Below are 18,640 nucleotides of genomic sequence, written 5' to 3' on the forward strand. Positions count from 1 at the left end.
CTCTCGTATTATTTGAATTTATAATGTTTTGCCCACAAAAAGAAAAACCCCTCACGCCAGATGGCGCAAGGGATTCGGGGATTAATACAACGTGATATATTGATCGCGTTCCCATTGGTGGACTTGTGTACGGTACATGTCCCACTCAATTTCTTTCAGCTCGTAGAAGTGAGCCAGGGCGTGGTCGCCGAGAGCATCACAGATTACTTCGCTGCGGATCAATTCGTTTAATGCTTCTTTCAGGTCAGCTGGCAAGCTAGGAATGCCTTCTTCCACACGCTCTTCTTCTGACATGATGTAGATGTTACGGTCGATCGGAGCTGGTAAGGAAAGCTCACGTTTGATTCCGTCCAGACCTGCTTTCAATAAAACAGCCAAAGCGAGGTAAGGATTAGCAGCTGGATCCGGGTTACGAACTTCAACACGAGTACTCAGACCACGTGAAGCAGGAATACGGATCATTGGGCTACGGTTACTTGCAGACCATGCTACGTAACATGGTGCTTCGTAACCTGGCACAAGACGTTTGTAGGAGTTCACAGTCGGGTTAGTAATTGCTGCAAACGCACGTGCATGCTTCAGCGTTCCAGCCATGAAGTGACGTGCAGTTTTGCTCAGGCCCAGTTCGTCCGACTCGTCAACAAATGCGTTCTCATTGCCACGGAACAAGGATTGATTACAGTGCATACCGGAACCGTTCATACCGAACAATGGTTTTGGCATAAACGTAGCATGTAATCCATGCTGACGTGCAATCGTTTTAACAACGAGTTTGAAGGTTTGGATCTGGTCTGCCGCTTTCAATGCATCCGCATATTTGAAGTCGATCTCATGCTGACCAGGAGCTACCTCGTGGTGAGAAGCTTCGATTTCAAAGCCCATTTCTTCAAGTGTAATAACGATATCACGACGACAGTTTTCACCAAGATCTGTTGGTGCAAGGTCGAAATATCCACCTTGGTCATTCAGTTCGTTTGTTGGATTTCCTTTTTCATCCGTTTTGAACAAGAAGAATTCTGGTTCAGGACCAACGTTAAAGGAAGTGAATCCCATTTCTTCGGCTTCCTTCAGGTTTCGCTTCAAGATGCCACGTGGATCACCTGGGAATGGGTTGCCGTCTGGCAGATATACGTCACAGATCAAACGCGCGACGCGATTATCGGATACCCATGGGAAAATAAGCCAAGAGTCAAGATCCGGATAGAGGTACATGTCGGATTCTTCGATACGAACATAACCTTCAATGGAAGAACCATCAAACATCATTTTGTTATCCAAAGCCTTCGTTAACTGGCTTACAGGAATCTCAACGTTTTTAATCGCTCCCAGCAAGTCGGTGAATTGCAATCGAACGAATCGTACGTTTTCTTCTTTGGAGATGCGGAGAATGTCTTCTTTTGTATAACTCATGATTCCTCTCCCTTTCTTATCTGCGTATTTGGCTTGCATGTTATATTTGTACATTAGAATGTTCCACGGGTCAAGGAGTCTGACATCAGAAGTTTGAAATTTACCTTACCCGCCTCGTTAGGTGAACCGATTATTTTTTATTAAAAAAACGAGAAAGTTCACCTTGGATGAGAGATACTTGGCCTGGTCTTTTGCCTGACACCAGCTGTTGCTTCAGCAAGCGGTGCAGTTGCGTATCGGACAGCTCTCTACGTTTAACTTCCGTATCTGGCGTAATCACCGTTGCCTCTTCAGACTCTTTTGAGACAGGATTCATCACTTGCTTGATGCCAGCAATGTTAACTCCTTTTTCAATCAGAGCTTTAATCTCTAGCAATCTCTCAACATCGTTAAAGGAAAACAAACGCTGATTCCCTGAAGTTCTTGCAGGAACAATGAGACTATGCTGCTCATAATAACGAATCTGTCTCGCGGACAGGTCGGTAAGTTTCATTACGATACCGATCGGGAATAAGGCCATATTTCTGCGAATCTCGTCGCCCATGTTCATCAACCTTCCAGTCATCTATTCTTGACCCTATTGTACATTTAGTTGTTACAAAGTGTCAATGACATGTTAGATAAACTCACAATAATTTACGATCTTTCATCGCTTGTAATGCCATCAAAACGCCATATTTAACATGAGAGTAAGTCAACCCACCTTGCATATAACCGATAAAAGGCTCTCGAATCGGTGCGTCGGCGGATAACTCCAAGCTTCCTCCTTGGATAAACGTACCTGCCGCCATAATGACAGGATGCTCATATCCAGGCATATCCCAAGGCTCAGGCACAACATGGCTATCAACAGCTGCTGCCTGCTGAATGCCTTGCACAAAAGCAATTAGATGCTCCGCAGAGCTGAATTGCACCGCCTGAATCAGGTCGGTACGCGGCTCATCCCACGCAGGCTTCGTTACAAATCCGGATGCAGCAAACATCGCCGCAGCAAAAATACTTCCTTTAATCGCTTGACCAACAATGGTCGGAGCCATGTAAAGTCCTTGGTAGATGCCTCGTGTTGTCCCCAGCATAGCACCCACCTCACCCCCAATACCAGGTGCAGTCAAGCGATACGCTGCCAGTTGTACATACTTCTCTTTACCACATATGTATCCTCCGGTTTCTGCTAACCCACCACCAGGATTTTTAATCAACGAACCTGCCATCAAGTCCACACCTACTTCCGTAGGTTCGCGTTCTTCAGTAAATTCGCCGTAACAATTATCCACAAACACGATAACGTCTGGTTTCAACGATTTAACACGTGCCACCATATCTGCAATCTCCTCAATTGTAAACGAAGAACGCCAGTCGTAACCGCGTGAGCGCTGAATGCCTATAACCTTCGTTGCTGGCGTAATAGACTTTTCCACCGCTCCCCAATCCACTTGCCCTGCGTTTGTGAGTTCAGTTTCAGCATAGCCAACCCCAAAATCACGGAGAGACCCTGTTCCATCCCCAGGCTTGCCGATCACTTTATGTAATGTGTCATAGGGCTTACCTGTGATGTACAACAGATTGTCTCCTGGCCGCAATACGCCGAACAGGGCCGTACTTATCGTGTGTGTTCCTGAGGCAAAATGAGGACGCACCAGTGCAGTTTCTGCACCAAACACATCCGCATACACCTCATCAAGCACCTCACGTCCACGATCGTTATAGGCATACCCCGTTGAGCCCGCAAAATGATAATCACTTACTTTTCTGCGCTGAAAGGCATCGATAACTTTCCATTGATTGTGATCTACAATACGATCAACCTGATGAAGTTGTCCCTCGATCTGACGTTCCACCTGATGTTGAAGTTCTAGAATAGTTGAATCAAACCTTGCCATCTTGCTTCATTCCCCTTTTATAGCACGAAACTGACGCATTCGAATCAATTCTCGTGTCAACTTATCACATTAATATGTCATGAATATTACAGTTCAATGAAATCTTCGAGTAAATATGCAAACTTCTCATATTCACCTTTTTGCAGCTCGACTTGATAGATAACATCGTTCTCATCATATTCCGTTCCTACAACGTCTCCGATTTTATAGAGTACAGATGTCAGATCCCCACGTTCCGCCGGAATACGGAATCGCTTCGTATCGCCTGTCAGTTCCGCTTGAATCAGTTCACGAACCTTGATCAAATCTGATTCATCAAGTGCACTTATTTTAATATGCTTTTTATCCAAAGGAAGCATCTGTAGTTGTTCCGGCGTGCAGGCATCTTTTTTGTTATACAGAACAAGCTGAGGCTTGTCCCCTGCACCAAGTTGCTGCAAAATGGTATGAACTGTGCTCATCTGATCGTCACGCATTTCGGATGAAGCGTCTACAACATGTAAAATCAGATCAGCCTCATTCACTTCTTCCAATGTCGCGCGGAAAGCCGCAACCAAATCGTGAGGTAAATTTTGAATAAAACCAACGGTATCCGTCAGTACAATTTCTTTACCACTCGGTAGCTCCATTGTACGTGATGTTGGATCGAGCGTAGCAAAAAGTTGATCCTGAATATATACATCCGCTGCGGTTAACTGCTTCAACAATGTTGATTTACCTGCATTTGTGTAACCTACTAAAGCAACTTGAATAATCCCAGTTTTTTTACGACGCTCTCTGTGCAGTTTACGATGACGTGTGACTTCCTCGAGGTGACGCTTTAGATCATCGATCCGTCCCCGGATGTGACGACGGTCTGTCTCCAGCTTGCTCTCACCTGGGCCTCTTGTCCCGATGCCGCCCCCAAGTCGTGACAAGTTTTTACCATGCCCCGATAAACGCGGCAACAAGTAGCTATGTTGCGCCAGTTCTACCTGAATGATCCCTTCCCGTGTACTGGCACGTTGCGCAAAGATATCCAAAATAAGCTGTGTACGGTCAATAATTTTCAGATCCAAAGCCTCTTCCAGATTTCGAACCTGAGCGCCAGACAACTCCTGATCAAAAATAGCTGTCGTTGCTCCCAGCTCGTCTGCAACCAAACGCAGTTCTTCCACTTTACCTTTACCAATAAACCATTTCGTGTCCCTTGTTTCCCGGTTCTGGGTTAATACACTGAGAACTTCAACGCCTGCGGTTTCAGCCAGCTTCACAAGTTCCTGTAATGAATACTCATGATTAATGCCTGAACGCTTCACTTCATCGGTAACCAGACTGACCAATATTGCGCGGTCTTTTTTGGTTGTATCTGTATCGTGCGTGCCCATTGTCATATATATACCAACTCCCCTGCTCCGTATAAATACATTAAACCACGAAATGCCCGTGGCATGGTTAAAGCCGAACCGGTTAGCCCGGCCGGCTCTGTTAAAAGGTTATTATCGCTTACTTTCGTTCAAACTTCAAATCTTCTGTACGAATAGTCATGAGCTCCAGCTTACCCGGACTTCCATCCGAGTACTGCTCCAGCAAACGAACAGCCTGATGCCGGATTGATCTCTCGATTGCATTCCTTACATACCTGGCGTTACTGAACGCGTGCAACGAATCATTCTTCTCCTGAAGAAGATGTTGCTTTAACTTGAGTATGGTCTGAGGCATCAAAATATAATCACGCTCTTTGGCCATAATCTCAGAGATTTGGATCAACTGGTCAATCGTATAGTCTGGAAATTCAACCTGAATCGGAAAGCGAGAAGGTAAACCTGGATTCGTTTGTAGAAAAAAATCAATTTCTTCCGAGTATCCCGCCAAGATCAGAATAAACTGGTTTTTATGGTCCTCCATTGATTTTACAAGTGTATCGATCGCTTCCTTGCCAAAATCTTTCTCCCCGCCGCGAGCCAGACTGTACGCCTCATCGATAAACAAAATGCCTCCAAGGGCTTTCTTAACCAAATCTCTGGTCTTCTGAGCCGTATGACCAATATATTCCCCCACAAGGTCAGCACGTTCCACTTCAATAAGATGTCCTTTGTTCAGCACGCCCATCTTCTGAAACATTTTGGCTACGATTCTGGCTACCGTGGTTTTGCCCGTTCCGGGGTTGCCTTTAAAGATCATATGATACACGTGTGCACCACTTAGCAGACCTGCCTCGGAGCGCATCTGCGCAATCTGAAGAAATGCATAAATTTCGAACACCAAATCTTTGATATTTTCGAGTCCCACCAGTTGCTCAAGTTCACCCTGAATCTCCTGAAAATGCGCATGCTTTGTTATACTTTTAGCCGCTTGTACCGAGAGTGCTTCATCTTTAGCGAGTATTTGAGGTTCCTGGTTACGTAGTACCACATTAATTTGCCTGGATGGTCTGCCTCCCGGTTGCCCTCCTGCAGCCATGACCCGTCCGTTCATTCGCCATCACCTCTATTTTATCGGGCTGATCTCTCCTGATTATTAATGTATTCTATCAGGTGTCCAGATATTAGAAGGATGTACAAGAAAAGTTCTGGTCAGAAAAATTCGTTTTAGACCTGGATGTTTTTGCGAAACTCCCCGTTCTCAAATAACGTTTGTCTGTGCTTCAGTGATAACTGAAAGTATGGGAACACATGAGCATCAATGGCATGGAGCAGCTCCTTCGCCGTTTTATTCGCGAGATCATAATCTCCGGTTGTAATATGTTTCCGTGACAAGGCATCCTCAAGCTCATCCTCATCCAGCAAAAAGATCTCTCCGTCCTTCAGCACAACAACGTCCAAGTAGAGGTCATCAAACCAAGGAACACCCTGATCGGTAATTCCCTGGCTACGGCAAGTATCGATGTACCACTCTACAATTTGCTGCTGATCATCAAACATGGCTGTAACAACAAAGTGTTCTCCCTTCGGATAGTACTGTAGCCAGGAGTATCCCTTGTCAGCAATACAGAAGGTTGTACCTCCATACGTCTTCCACAAGGGTTCTTTTAAATCCTGTATGGTGTACAGCGTAATGTAACCTGTGAAAATTTTGGACTGAACGAACCGGCATGTAAATTGTCGGTTCGTAATCCGGCGCCAGTTTGCGCGATCCCCGAATTTCCGTTTCATACGAACCCCTCTTTGCCGACTGCAGATCTATGATCTGCATTTTGGATTGGTGAACATTTATACGTCTACTAGAGAACAAGTGCTATGAATCTGCTCTATACAACGTATTACGAATAGCTACAGCTTACCATATTTAAAGGATACACTCAAAACTAAGCTTGTTATGTTGCTATTCATAGTTCACATGATCTTGGATATCGAATTGTAACCTTCCTTTTGTTCATACAAAACAAAAACTGCTTCACCGGCGAACCGGGAAGCAGTTGAGTACACATATATACTATTGTGAAACAGGATTTTTATCCTCCCGAACCGGATTGAGGGGTAGAAGGAACTTCTGTTCCTGCGCCGTCTCCACCGGTTCCACTGTCTGGTGGTGTAACGACTTGACCCGGTGTACTCACTCCACCATCACTTGAGCCGTCACTTCCAGGATCAGTCGTTTCTTGTCCTGGCGGAGTACCACCACCGTCCGGTTGACTATTCCCAGGACCTGATCCACCATTGTTACCATTGTTGCCATTACCATTTCCGTTGTTTCCGTTATTCCCATTGCCATTGTTGCCATTCTCGCTTCCATTACCATTGTTACCATTCGGGTTACCATTATCGCCCACACCATTGTCCGGATTATCCGTACCTGGCACTTCAGGATCTGTACCTGTTTCAGGATCTGTACCTGGATCTGGTTGCTGCGGATTAATCTCCTGAGCTTCGATCATAAGCGAAATGGTATTGGATGGGCTAGTTTCCTGTGCGGAAGCCGTATCATAAGCCGTTACATAATACTCATAGGTTAGCCCAGGTAATGCGCTTAAATCCTGCGCACTTGTTGAGCCAACAGCATCGATCAGATGAGTAAACTGAGCTTCCGATGTCTCCTTCCGGTAGACACGATACTGCGTATTCGCATCTCCAGTTCCAGTCCAGCTAAGTGAAACGGTCTGAGTAGATGGATCATAGGATCCATTCAATCCGCTCACTGATAATGTCGGTTGCTGTGGTTGCTCCACGGGAGGAGGTGCCTGACCGCCAGCTGGCGTTTTGAACTCTTTCACAGGGACACCTTTTAATGCATCTCCCATGACTTTGGCGAAAAACGCTGCAGACAGCTTACTGCTGTTCTTAAGCATATGTTTTGCATCCGGATTGTCATAACCCATCCAGACAGCACCAGTCCACTCAGGAGTGTACCCGACAAACCATACGTCACGGTTCGAACTGTTGCCAGCAATACCACTTTGCACAGTTCCCGTTTTACCGGCTACTGGCCGATCCAGACGAGCGGAGCGTCCGGTACCGTCATTTACTACGTTTTGCAACATCTGCGTAAGTTGATATGCGTTCTGTTCACTCATCACACGTTTGGTTTCTGATTTATCATGTTTGTAAATGGTTTTCTCGCTACTATCCACAATACTTTTTATGGAGTAGGCTTGCTGATACTCACCAAGGTTAGCAAAGGAACTGTAAGCTTGAGCCATCTCCAGTGTATTCGTACCTTTGCTAAGACCACCCAGAGCGATTGCCAGGTTTTTGTCTTGGTCCGTCAGCTGAATGCCTACACTTTTCGCAAAATTAACTCCCGTATTTACCCCGATCTTATCCAGTAACCATACAGCAGGTATATTTTCCGATTTTGTTATGGCATCGGTCATACTGATCGTAGAAGAGTATCCATGCAGGTTACCCGGACAATAATTTCCGAAACACTGCTTCTCATTGCTCAGCGGCGAGTTCGCACTGTATTTTCCTGTCTCCAGAGCAGGAGCGTAAGATACAATTGGTTTAAACGCTGACCCTGGCTGTCTCCGACTTTGCGTTACACGACTATATCCTTTGGTCTGATAATCACGTCCACCTAACAAGGCAACAAGACTGCCATTTTCATGATTCATAATCACCATCGAACCTTGAACCTGTTGATCATCCTTGCTTGCCTCAAACAAACTGTCATCCGAGAAAGCATTCTCCACTGCTGTTTGAGCCTGCGCATCCATCGTTGTATAGATTTTGAAACCGCCAATATTGAGATCGTCTTCCGTCATGCCCGTTACACGCTCTGCTTCACGGAGCACATAGTCAATAAAGGCTTGATACTTTCTGTCTTTCTCAGGCGGCGTATATTTATAAACCACGGCCTTCGCTTCGTTCATCTCCGCCTCGGTGATGTAACCTTGCTCATACATTAATTGCAATACTACGCCCCGACGCGTTTTCGAATCATTTGGATTACTCAGCGGATTGTATGCAGATGGCCCTTTAGGCATAGCAGCCAGTGTAGCGATCTGCCACAGCTTAAGGTCGTTCAGGTTACTCTTTCCAAAATAAAACTCCGATGCAGCCTTGATTCCATAACGCTGATGGCCAAAGAAAATCCGGTTCAGGTACATCGTCAAAATCTCATCTTTGGAAAACTTACGTTCCAGCGCCATCGCAATCGATACCTCGGTTGCTTTCCGGAAGAACGTTTTATCACGCGACAGAAACATATTTTTGGCCAGTTGCTGGGTCAGCGTACTACCGCCCTCTACCATGGAACGTGCCATGATATCTTTGACGGCTGCACGACCAATGGACCAGATATCTACCCCTTGGTGCTCATAGAATCGTTTATCCTCTGTAGCAACAAAGGCTTCTTTGACCAATTTCGGAATATCATCGGATTCCACAGGCTCCAGCTTTTTGATGGACAGCTCGCCCATAATATTATTGTTGCGATCATAAACCTTTGACGTTTCATTGATTGTTGTTTTATCCATGTTGGCTGTAAGCAGGCGTTCACCACTAATCAAAATAAACAAATATCCGCCTAGCGCACAGAATATGGCGACTGCCATGGTGAAAAACAAAGTCCATCCAACGCGTTTCCCCGTAATTTTTTTCTTTTTAGAGGTCTTAGGTTTCGCTTTTTGGTTTGACTTGTTATTGGTGTTGCGATTATTAGACCTCGATAACGGATCGTTTGGCATGTTACCTCCTGACTCCCTTTCAGTTGCATGTTTTCTATTTCTCTGGCGAGCACAAGCTTATATTAAACCTATTTTGCCCGGAATGAAAAGAACAACCCTTATTAGGTTGCTCTGTTTCAATACCTATACTTGTAGACGAAATGGTTTGTGAAAAGGTTTCGGATTTTTTAAGCTTCGCCGCCGTTGTCTTGCTGCATCAGCGATACGCTGCGTTGCGGCGTGAACGTGGAGATGGCATGCTTGTAGACCATTTGCTGGCGTCCGTCGCTGTCAATGACGATCGTAAAATTGTCAAATGCCTTGATCGTCCCGCGGATTTGGAAGCCATTGGTCAGATAGACCGTAGCCGGAATGTTTTCTTTCCGCAGTTGGTTCAAGAACGTATCTTGGATGTTGATGGACTTGTTCATTAGCCGTACCCCCATTGGTTCATTTGAATTCGTAGTGTAAGTATTATTCAATATCGCTGAGTAGCTTTCGTGCTATTATATCATGAACAGTTTCATATAATCCACAAAAACCCCTTGTCCCTTTTTCACATCTCCCAGAGGAGAGGCTATAAAATTAGTAGACTTATCCATTATACACTGCCTTACAGATTTGCAAAAGAGGAACAAATTTCACGTAATAACCGTATAACAAGGCTTCACTAAACAAGTTTTAATGCGTTATACCGTGTTAAGTAATATCACACTACTAGTAAATGGTTCCACACAGGAACGACCATTTGCTCTATGAGAACGTTACGTAGCAGACTGAATAGCAGATCAGTTCCCCCTACCTTCGATCTCAAAACCTCAGATTTCCGAAGAATGATCACTTTAATCTTATCCTGAAATCAACGATTTGAATCATATTGATAGAACCCTTTTTCATATATGGGTAGCATACCTAATCAAAAATAAAAAAACCTCCAGCTTTTCATCGAAAAGTAGAGGTCTTGCCTGACTAAGTTTATTTCCATGTATGTGTAATCAAATCATTTATTTGCTTAAACTGGCCTTCAAAATTCCCGGTGTCCGTCATGTCCACCCAGTGAATATCTTTCATATGACGGAACCAGGACAACTGACGTTTCGCAAAGCGGCGTGTATCCCTTTTAAGCCACTCTACCGCAGCATCCCAGCTAACTTCACCTTGCAAATATGCAGCAATCTCCTTGTATCCCAAGCCCTGCATAGAAATATGACCTCGCGCGACTCCGCGTTCCAGCAACGCTTTTACCTCATCGACCAGCCCTTGCTCGATCATCAGATCGATTCGCTCTTCGACTCGTGCATATAACTTCTGGCGATCCATCGTCAAACCGATGATGAGTAGATCGTACGGAGACTCTTTTTTCTGAACAGCCAGCTGCTCTGACCATTTCTCTCCTGTAAGATGGAAAATTTCGAGCGCACGTACAATTCGCCGTTGGTCATTCGCATGAAGACGATCCGCACTGGCTGGATCAACTTCCCTGAGCCGATCATGAAGTGCCTGTGCCCCATGCTGCTGAGCATAACTGAACTGCTCTTCCCTGAAAGCTTCATCTGAGCCACTGTCCGAAAATTGAAAGCCATAACAAACCGATTCCACGTACAAACCCGTGCCACCCACGATAAAGGGCAGTTTACCCCGTGCATGAATTTCAGGAATCAAACGTGTGCAGCTTTCCTGAAACTCCGCTACGGAATACGGATACTCCGGCTCATGAATGTCAATCAGATGATGGGGAATGCCCTTCATTTCTTCCGTCGTTATTTTCGCCGTTCCGATATCCATCTCACGATAAACCTGCATGGAATCTCCCGATATGATTTCACAGTTAAAAGCCTGTGCCAGCTCAATGCTCAATCTTGTTTTGCCTACAGCTGTCGGTCCAACCAGCACCAGTAGCTTTGGTTTTTTTTCAACTTCCGGTTTCAACATTAATCACTCCGTACAAGGTTTTTGCATTCGCCCGATCCAGCACCTGGAATCCAAGCCTTTCAAACTCTGCGCTGCCGCGTTTTTCTTTCATGACCACTCGCTTGCGTGCGACTCTCTTCGCCTCTTTAATACTCTCTTCGGCTAATGCACGGGCATTGGCATAGTCCCGTAAAGGCTTGATTGCACTCGAATCCATCATCGGTTCACGAAACATCGGATCAAAATAAACCGTATCACAGCTATGGTCAGGCAATGAACGAAGCAGTTCCAGATGATCCTGATTTCGCAGTTCAATGCGCCGGAACGCCTCGTCTATGGATGGTTCGTTGCTCTCATAATGGGACATGCCATCAAGTAAAAGTGTATAGAGTGGCGCGGAGCTTTCACAGGCAATCACATGCCCTCGAACACCTGTCGCCACCGCAAAAACGAGTGAATCCGAGCCAAGCCCTGCGGTACAATCCACAACCGTATCTCCTTCGCGAACAGCACCTGCTTCCAGCATCGGATCAGATTCTCCCCGTAACACACGTTTGGCACGTACAAATCCCATACTCGGGTGAAATTCAAGCTCGGATGCATCTTTCCGGAACAATCGCGCTCTCCCTTTCAGCACCACCAGAATCTCCTGAACCTTATACTGCTCAAGCAATTTGGGCAGAGATGTTCTGTTGCGTGCTACATAGGTGCCTCCAGTCTTAGCGGCCAATGCGCGCGCACGTTCTACCAGAGAAGCCGCCTCCTTGTCACCCGTCGTTATATACATAATATCCCCCTATAAAACTACATCACTCGTTTAAATAATTTTTCCAGATCATATGTTGAAAACGAAATCACAATCGGTCGCCCATGCGGACACGTATATGGCTGCCGGCATGAACCCAGACGCTGAATCAACACTTCAGCTTCCCGGTCGGTAAGCTTTTGATTCGCTTTGATGGAAGCTTTGCAGGAGCACATAATCGATGCGGCTTCACGCATTTTAGCCACATCAATACTTCGTTCACTGAGCACCCATTCCGACATTTCCTCGATAATGTCTTTTTCGTCCCCTTTAGGGAACCAGTAAGGATGAGAACGCACACGGAAGGTTTGGCCGCCGAAATGCTCCAGATATACCCCCGCTTGTTCAAACCAGGCGAGTCTTGCTTTTAGCTTTTCTGTCTCGGAAGGTGTGAATTCAAGGGTAATCGGCAGTAGCAGCTCCTGTGAGGCCTGAGCCGGATTGCCAAACTGTTCGTAATAGTACTCGTAATTTACCCGTTCATGCGCCGCATGCTGGTCGATCAAATATAACCCTTCATCGTTTTGTGCGATCAAGTACGTTCCGTGATGCTGACCAATCAGACTAAGTTCAGGGAACGCAGGCATAGAAGGATCTGCGTGCATTGCAGCCGACAGTTTGACCGGATCAGGTATCGATGCTTTTTTCCAGCTACGCTCTCCTTTTTGACCTGCCGATGTGTATGGCGTACGGCTTTCCCTTACTGGAGCGCCGTAAGATGGCGCACGATACGCTTCGGTTTGGATCCCGGTAGCCGCTGGGGTTTCAGATGTGCTCGTAGCAGCTACTTTGTCGGCACGCACATCTGCACTTTCACCCACATTGTTCCGAGAATGTTGGCCTGGATTCTCACGTTGATATTCAGTTATATGGGCATCTGAAGGTACAGGAGAGTCTACACCTTGAAACTCCCCCTTACTCTCCTGCTCAGAATCATTCCTTTTATCGAACTGGGCTCCATTCAACAGATCGAGCGAACCGTACGCTGGAGTAGATTCCGGTGGTACTTCGGGCAAAGGAGCCGATTGCGAGAAATCGGAAGAACTTTGCTGTAATGCTGGTTCTGACCCATTTCCTGCGCCGACTCCTGTTACTGTAGCTATTCCTGCTCCTGATTCAATTTCCGCTGGCGCATCCAGGTCGGAATGATCATCTTCTAAAACCGGTTTACCAAGCGGTCCTTGTTGGCCATATCCTTCACTTACTTCCTGCTCTTTCACGGGTCCACGAGGGAACAAAAATTGTTCTTGGATAAATGAACTGTCATCTCCACGTCTAATTTGCTGTTTCCTTACTTGCGGAATCAATACCTCTTGTCTTAAAATCCCACGCAACGTGGTTTCCACAAACTCGTATAGTTCCGCCTCTTTGCTAAAGCGAACCTCCAGCTTCGCCGGGTGAACGTTCACGTCCACGAGTGAAGGATGCATTTCCAACTGCAGTACCACGAGCGGAAAACGATTAATAGGGAGCAACGTGTGATAGGCTTTCAGAATCGCCTGATTTAATCCATAGTTGCGAATATATCGTCCGTTCACAATCGTTGACATCCCCGCACGATTCGCACGTGTCCATTCCGGCAGACTGATCAAACCGCTGATCTTGTAATCCAGATTTTCGCCCTCAATAGGCAGCATCGCTTTAGCCGCACTCGTACCATAGATCGCCGCAACCACTTGTAACAGATCACCATTACCCAGCGTTTGCAGTAACGTATTCTCATTGTGCCGAAGAGTGAACGAAATATGCGGATGCGACATCGCCATCCGATATAACACATCCGAGATGTGTCCCAGCTCGGTCTGAATGGTTTTCATATACTTTAGTCTTGCAGGCGTATTGTAAAATAACTCCTTAACCACAAATTCCGTTCCTTGTGGTGATGCAGCATCCTCGTGAGTGCAGAGCTTGCCGCCTTCAATCACGATTCGTCGTCCCCGCCCGTCGTCTCCACTAGCGGTCAGCACTTCCACCTTGGAGACGGCTGCAATACTTGGCAGCGCCTCTCCGCGGAACCCGAGACTTGTGATCTGAAACAGGTCACGTCCGTGGGTTATTTTACTGGTCGCATGGCGGTAGAAAGCTGTCTCCAGATCATCCGGCTCTATGCCTGAGCCGTTATCCTTTACCCGGATGCGAAGCAGACCGCCTTCCTCCACTGCCACTTCAATCTTGGTGGCCCCTGCATCCACTGCATTCTCCAGCAGTTCCTTTACGACAGATGCAGGCCGTTCAACCACCTCACCCGCCGCAATCTGGTTGGCAATATGTTCATCAAGCACATGAATTTTAGCCACAGATTCTCCTCCTCCCGGTTAATCAGGATAATTGCTGTGCCTTTAATTTAAGTTCATTCAAGATTTGCATCGCCTGCAAAGGCGTCATGTTCATCACATCAATTTCTTTCATATGACGGATCAGTTCGCGTGCAGGTTTATCTTCAACTATAACTGTTTTTGTAGGTTGCACAGTTGCTGACTGCTCGTCGTCGAAGATCGACAGCTGTACAACCTCCTGCTGTCCCTGTTTGGATAGATTCTTCGGGCTTTCCTCCCGAATGAACGGCTCCTCCGCAACGTTCGATGACTCCAAACGAGTCGCCGCTTGCACCTTTGCCAACTGTTCGGATGACGCTCTGTTCTCACTCACAAACTCACTGCCAACCGCTACCTGTGAGGCTGCTTGTTCGAAACCATGCAGTAGTCCATTAGCACGCTCAATAATGCTATCAGGGAGACCCGCAAGCCTTGCACAATAGATGCCGTAACTGCTACTTGCCGCACCCGTAATCAACTTGCGCAGGAAGTTTACTTTGTCACCGCTCTCCTGAACTGCCATCGAATAATTTGCCAGCTTGTCCAGACTTTCCTCCAGATGAGCCAGCTCATGAAAGTGGGTGGATACAAGAGCTTTACAGCCGATCACGTCATGTACATATTCAATGACCGATTGTGCTATCGCCATGCCTTCACTGGTGGAAGTCCCTCGGCCCAACTCATCGATGATGATGAGACTGCGCGGCGTTGCTTTTTCGGTCATGACCTGAATATCGGCCATCTCCACCATAAACGTACTCTGACCACCGATCAGATCATCAGCAGCACCGATCCGTGTGAAGATACGATCCATGATCGGAACTTCAGCTTGACCAGCAGGGACAAAACAACCAATCTGCGCCAGAATCGAGATGAGTGCAACTTGTCTCATGTACGTACTTTTACCAGCCATATTCGGTCCGGTAATCAGCAGAATACGTGCCTCCTCCTCAGTCATCGCAGTATGGTTTGCAATAAACGCCCCATCACGCATGACGGCCTCCACGACCGGATGCCGTCCTTGCTCGACGACCAGATTATATCCATCTGTCAATACGGGACGCACAAAGTTACGCTCTGCACTAATCACTGCAAACGATTGATATACGTCAATTTCAGCCACTTGCTCAGCAAGCTTTTGTAGACGTGCAATCTCTTGATTAAGACGTTCACGTAGCTCTGCAAACAGACCGTACTCGATATCGACCATTTTGTCCTGAGCTTCAAGAATGAGTGTCTCCTTCTCTTTCAGTTCAGGTGTAATATATCGTTCAGCGTTCGCAAGTGTTTGTTTACGCTCATACCGTCCTTCAGGAAGTGAAGCAAGATTCGATTTAGTGATTTCAATATAATAACCGAACACCTTGTTGTACCCGATTTTCAGCGAGCGGATGCCCGTTGCTTCACGTTCTCTTGCTTCCAGCTCGGCAATCCACTGTTTACCATTCACCGAAGCTTCCCGAAGCTCATCCAGACGGGCGTGGTATCCTTCGCGGATCAAGCCCCCATCTTTAACCGACACGGGCGGTTCATCCACGATAGCCTGTCCAATCGCATCACGCAAATCAGCGCAATCATCCATCATTTCAGCGATATGCTGGAGCGTTACAGACGAAGATGCCGCGCAGTGGTGGCGCAGACTCGGAATTTTGTCCAGTGACGATTTGAGCGCGTTCAGGTCACGACCATTCGCATTCCCAAAAGCAATTCGTCCCACCAGACGTTCCAAGTCATAGATGTCTTTCAGCTCAGCTCGCAGATCCTCACGAAGAATAAACTGGTTATACAAGGTATCTACTGCTTCCAGTCTTTCATTGATCTTTCCTTTTTGCAAAAGAGGTTTATCCACCCAGCGCCGCATCATGCGGGCGCCCATGGACGTCTCCGTGCGATCCAGCAACCACAGCAGGGAGCCTTTCTTCGAACGTTCTCGCACCGTTTCTACAAGCTCCAGATTACGGCGTGTAAACGGATCAAGAATCATATAATGATCCGGCTCATACGTAGAGATTTGTGTCAATTGTCCGAGCGAGCGCTTCTGCGTTTCACTTAGATACGAGAAAAGACGTGCTACACATGCTTGACGCTCCGGCTCCAGCCTTGCCCATACCGACTCGCCAAACTGCTGACGCACGAGGTCTTCCTTGCTTTTAGTCCATGCGGTATAGACTACCGGACGGCCGATTGGAGATGATTCGGATTCTACGAGCTCCAGCAGGGCTTCATCTCCAACAAGTTCAGACGGCTCATAGATGCCAATTTCGTCCTTAAGCCACTCCTTGGAGTATGGAACTGATGTGACGTACAGTTCTCCTGTAGAGAGGTCACAGGCAGCAAGAGCGAGCGTGTTTTGGTTACCGGTTAGACATACCATGTAGTTGTTAGACTTGTCCCCCAGCGTCTTTCCTTCCATCACCGTTCCGGGTGTAACGACACGAACAATCTCGCGGCGTACCATGCCTTTGGTTACTGTCGGATCTTCCATCTGCTCGCAGATAGCTACTTTATACCCTTTCTCAATCAGACGCTGTATGTAATTTTCCGCCGAATGATAGGGCACGCCACACATCGGAATTTTGTCGTCTGTGCCTCCGTTGCGTGCTGTTAACGTGATCTCCAGTTCTCTTGCAGCATTGATTGCGTCATCGAAGAACATTTCGTAGAAATCACCTAATCTGAAAAAAAGAAATGCATCCTGTGCTTCGGATTTCACTTGCAAATATTGTTGAATCATTGGCGTGTACTGAGCCATGATATCGATCCACCATCCGTTCCTATGATGTCAGGAAGAAAGTTCCCTGGAAGGCAATAAGGCGGTCAGGCACCAAGATCGCGCACCTCCGCCTTATGTTCGGCTATCCGCCTGTTCCTTCATGGGCTTACTGCTTCATATCTTCCGTATCTTAACGTATTAAAAGTCCTATATTTCATTATAACAAAAAAATGACGCTTCTTCATGAGCCTGCCCGAATATTCCAAAGTTTACGAATATCCCGGCTCTCATCCCAGGTATGCCCCCGTTTGAATTGCCTCATGAGAGGCGCAGCATATCGTTCATACCTAGCGTATCCGGGTAACTGTTTCAGATCGTCCATCAGTGACGGGATACAGGTCATCATGACATGACGCTGTCCTTCGTAAAACGCGGAATGAACCTTCTCCTCTGCTAAAGGACGCTGTTTTAACAGATCGTAGTGGCATGCAATCAGACCTGCAAGAGCAACAACCCCTTTAGCAACAACCGGCGAAACAAGAAAACTCGGCAGTGTCCGATATTCGAATCCACCATAGGCTTTCAGACGAAAGTCACCTAACGTTCCGTACCTTGGTCTTCTTCCTGATCCGCGTGGATCTTGCAACACTGCCAGTGGTAGTGCCAAATAATTATCCAGAGCACGGAGTAATCCCCCCGTTAGATGCAAGCGACTAAAATGAATGTGGCCACCTAGCGGCAATCCTCGTTGCGGCATTCCACCTGCCTGCCAGATCAAAGAGGAGTCACTTATGCTGCGTGAGGCAACCGCAAAGGCTCGCAATAAATGCGACAACAACTCACGCGGTTCTGCACTCGGAGCTGGACGAAGCTCGGCAACGGGGTACACCCGTCTGCCACCAATCGTTACTGAATCACAGCCTGCGATACCCGTGCGTTCGAGAAAACGAGAAGCAGGTACAATTTTGGACTCAGGCATCTGCACCAGTAGAAACTCAGGGTCCATGCCGAGCACAGGAACCAGGTTCTCCTGCCGCTCCTGGTTCAATAACGTCTGATGTTGCTGCCAGCTTTCCCTATAAAGCAGAGCAAGGTCTGTTACACCTTTCCACGGGTCGGGATTAACCGAAATGACTGCACACCCGCCATTACCCGAAGCTTCCAAACGGACAGCCCCATGATCTAGACCTAATGTATACAACGTCTTGATCGCAAGGCGCTCTACCCGTTTATAAACAGATGATGACGCTTCACGGTCCAGTTCGCTTTCCTGTCTCGCTCCCATTCCGCTCGTGTCTCTGCGTATAATCCGAATGGCCTGAAGGCAGCTGATATGCACATCATACCGCACACGGAGTCCAGCTTCCCGCTTACGTTGCTCACTCATGGACAGCACTTCGATCCCTGCCTGTTTTAAACGCGTTATCCGTTCGCCAGCGCCCAGACGTGTATAAGCTTGAACACCCTTTTCGGCTTCTTCCATGAAGTCCATTCCGTCCCTCCCTTCGCCATGTTCTTGCT

General features: G+C 47.0%; 13 protein-coding genes. All 13 read right to left on the reverse strand.

The genetic code is table 11. From position 1 onward, the window contains the following. Positions 1–81: 81 nt before the first annotated feature. Positions 82–1,410 (reverse strand): type I glutamate--ammonia ligase, encoded by a 1,329-nt coding sequence (glnA, locus tag MHI38_RS04215; protein ID WP_090916813.1) that lies wholly within the window; start codon positions 1,408–1,410, stop codon positions 82–84. Positions 1,411–1,540: 130 nt separating this feature from the next. Next, positions 1,541–1,954, reverse strand: coding sequence for a MerR family transcriptional regulator (locus MHI38_RS04220; RefSeq protein ID WP_056689944.1), 414 nt, complete (start codon positions 1,952–1,954; stop codon positions 1,541–1,543). Positions 1,955–2,036: 82 nt separating this feature from the next. Then, entirely contained in the window at positions 2,037–3,290 is a 1,254-nt protein-coding gene (locus tag MHI38_RS04225) for a methionine gamma-lyase family protein (protein ID WP_090916816.1), read from the reverse strand. A gap of 86 nt (positions 3,291–3,376) precedes the next feature. Then, on the reverse strand, positions 3,377–4,663 hold the full coding sequence (gene hflX / locus MHI38_RS04230) for a GTPase HflX (RefSeq protein ID WP_154890484.1): 1,287 nt from the start codon (positions 4,661–4,663) through the stop codon (positions 3,377–3,379). Between the two features lie 112 nt (positions 4,664–4,775). Continuing rightward, positions 4,776–5,747 carry an AAA family ATPase gene (locus MHI38_RS04235; protein WP_154890485.1) on the reverse strand — a complete coding sequence of 324 codons (972 nt, stop codon included), beginning with the start codon at positions 5,745–5,747 and terminating at the stop codon, positions 4,776–4,778. A gap of 113 nt (positions 5,748–5,860) precedes the next feature. After that, entirely contained in the window at positions 5,861–6,424 is a 564-nt protein-coding gene (locus tag MHI38_RS04240; RefSeq protein WP_090916821.1) for a DUF402 domain-containing protein, read from the reverse strand. A gap of 299 nt (positions 6,425–6,723) precedes the next feature. Then, positions 6,724–9,396, reverse strand: coding sequence for a PBP1A family penicillin-binding protein (locus MHI38_RS04245; RefSeq protein WP_154890486.1), 2,673 nt, complete (start codon positions 9,394–9,396; stop codon positions 6,724–6,726). Between the two features lie 167 nt (positions 9,397–9,563). Beyond that, complete coding sequence (gene hfq, locus MHI38_RS04250; protein ID WP_090916826.1) at positions 9,564–9,806, reverse strand: RNA chaperone Hfq; 243 nt, start codon at positions 9,804–9,806, stop codon at positions 9,564–9,566. A 544-nt stretch (positions 9,807–10,350) separates the two neighbouring features. After that, a complete protein-coding gene (gene miaA, locus MHI38_RS04255) occupies positions 10,351–11,307 on the reverse strand; it encodes a tRNA (adenosine(37)-N6)-dimethylallyltransferase MiaA (protein ID WP_154890487.1) in 957 nt (318 codons plus the stop codon). Continuing rightward, on the reverse strand, positions 11,288–12,073 hold the full coding sequence (locus MHI38_RS04260) for a class I SAM-dependent methyltransferase (protein WP_154890488.1): 786 nt from the start codon (positions 12,071–12,073) through the stop codon (positions 11,288–11,290). The genes miaA and MHI38_RS04260 overlap by 20 nt, the downstream gene beginning before the upstream one ends. A gap of 17 nt (positions 12,074–12,090) precedes the next feature. Beyond that, positions 12,091–14,388, reverse strand: coding sequence for a DNA mismatch repair endonuclease MutL (gene mutL, locus MHI38_RS04265; protein ID WP_154890489.1), 2,298 nt, complete (start codon positions 14,386–14,388; stop codon positions 12,091–12,093). A 22-nt stretch (positions 14,389–14,410) separates the two neighbouring features. After that, complete coding sequence (gene mutS / locus MHI38_RS04270) at positions 14,411–17,158, reverse strand: DNA mismatch repair protein MutS (protein WP_154890490.1); 2,748 nt, start codon at positions 17,156–17,158, stop codon at positions 14,411–14,413. 202 nt (positions 17,159–17,360) lie between these two features. Next, positions 17,361–18,611 carry a putative amidoligase domain-containing protein gene (locus MHI38_RS04275; RefSeq protein WP_253493829.1) on the reverse strand — a complete coding sequence of 417 codons (1,251 nt, stop codon included), beginning with the start codon at positions 18,609–18,611 and terminating at the stop codon, positions 17,361–17,363. Positions 18,612–18,640: the final 29 nt, after the last annotated feature.

Origin of the sequence: Paenibacillus sp. FSL K6-1558, assembly GCF_038002565.1 — a bacterium.
GTDB classification, from domain to species: domain Bacteria; phylum Bacillota; class Bacilli; order Paenibacillales; family Paenibacillaceae; genus Paenibacillus; species Paenibacillus polysaccharolyticus.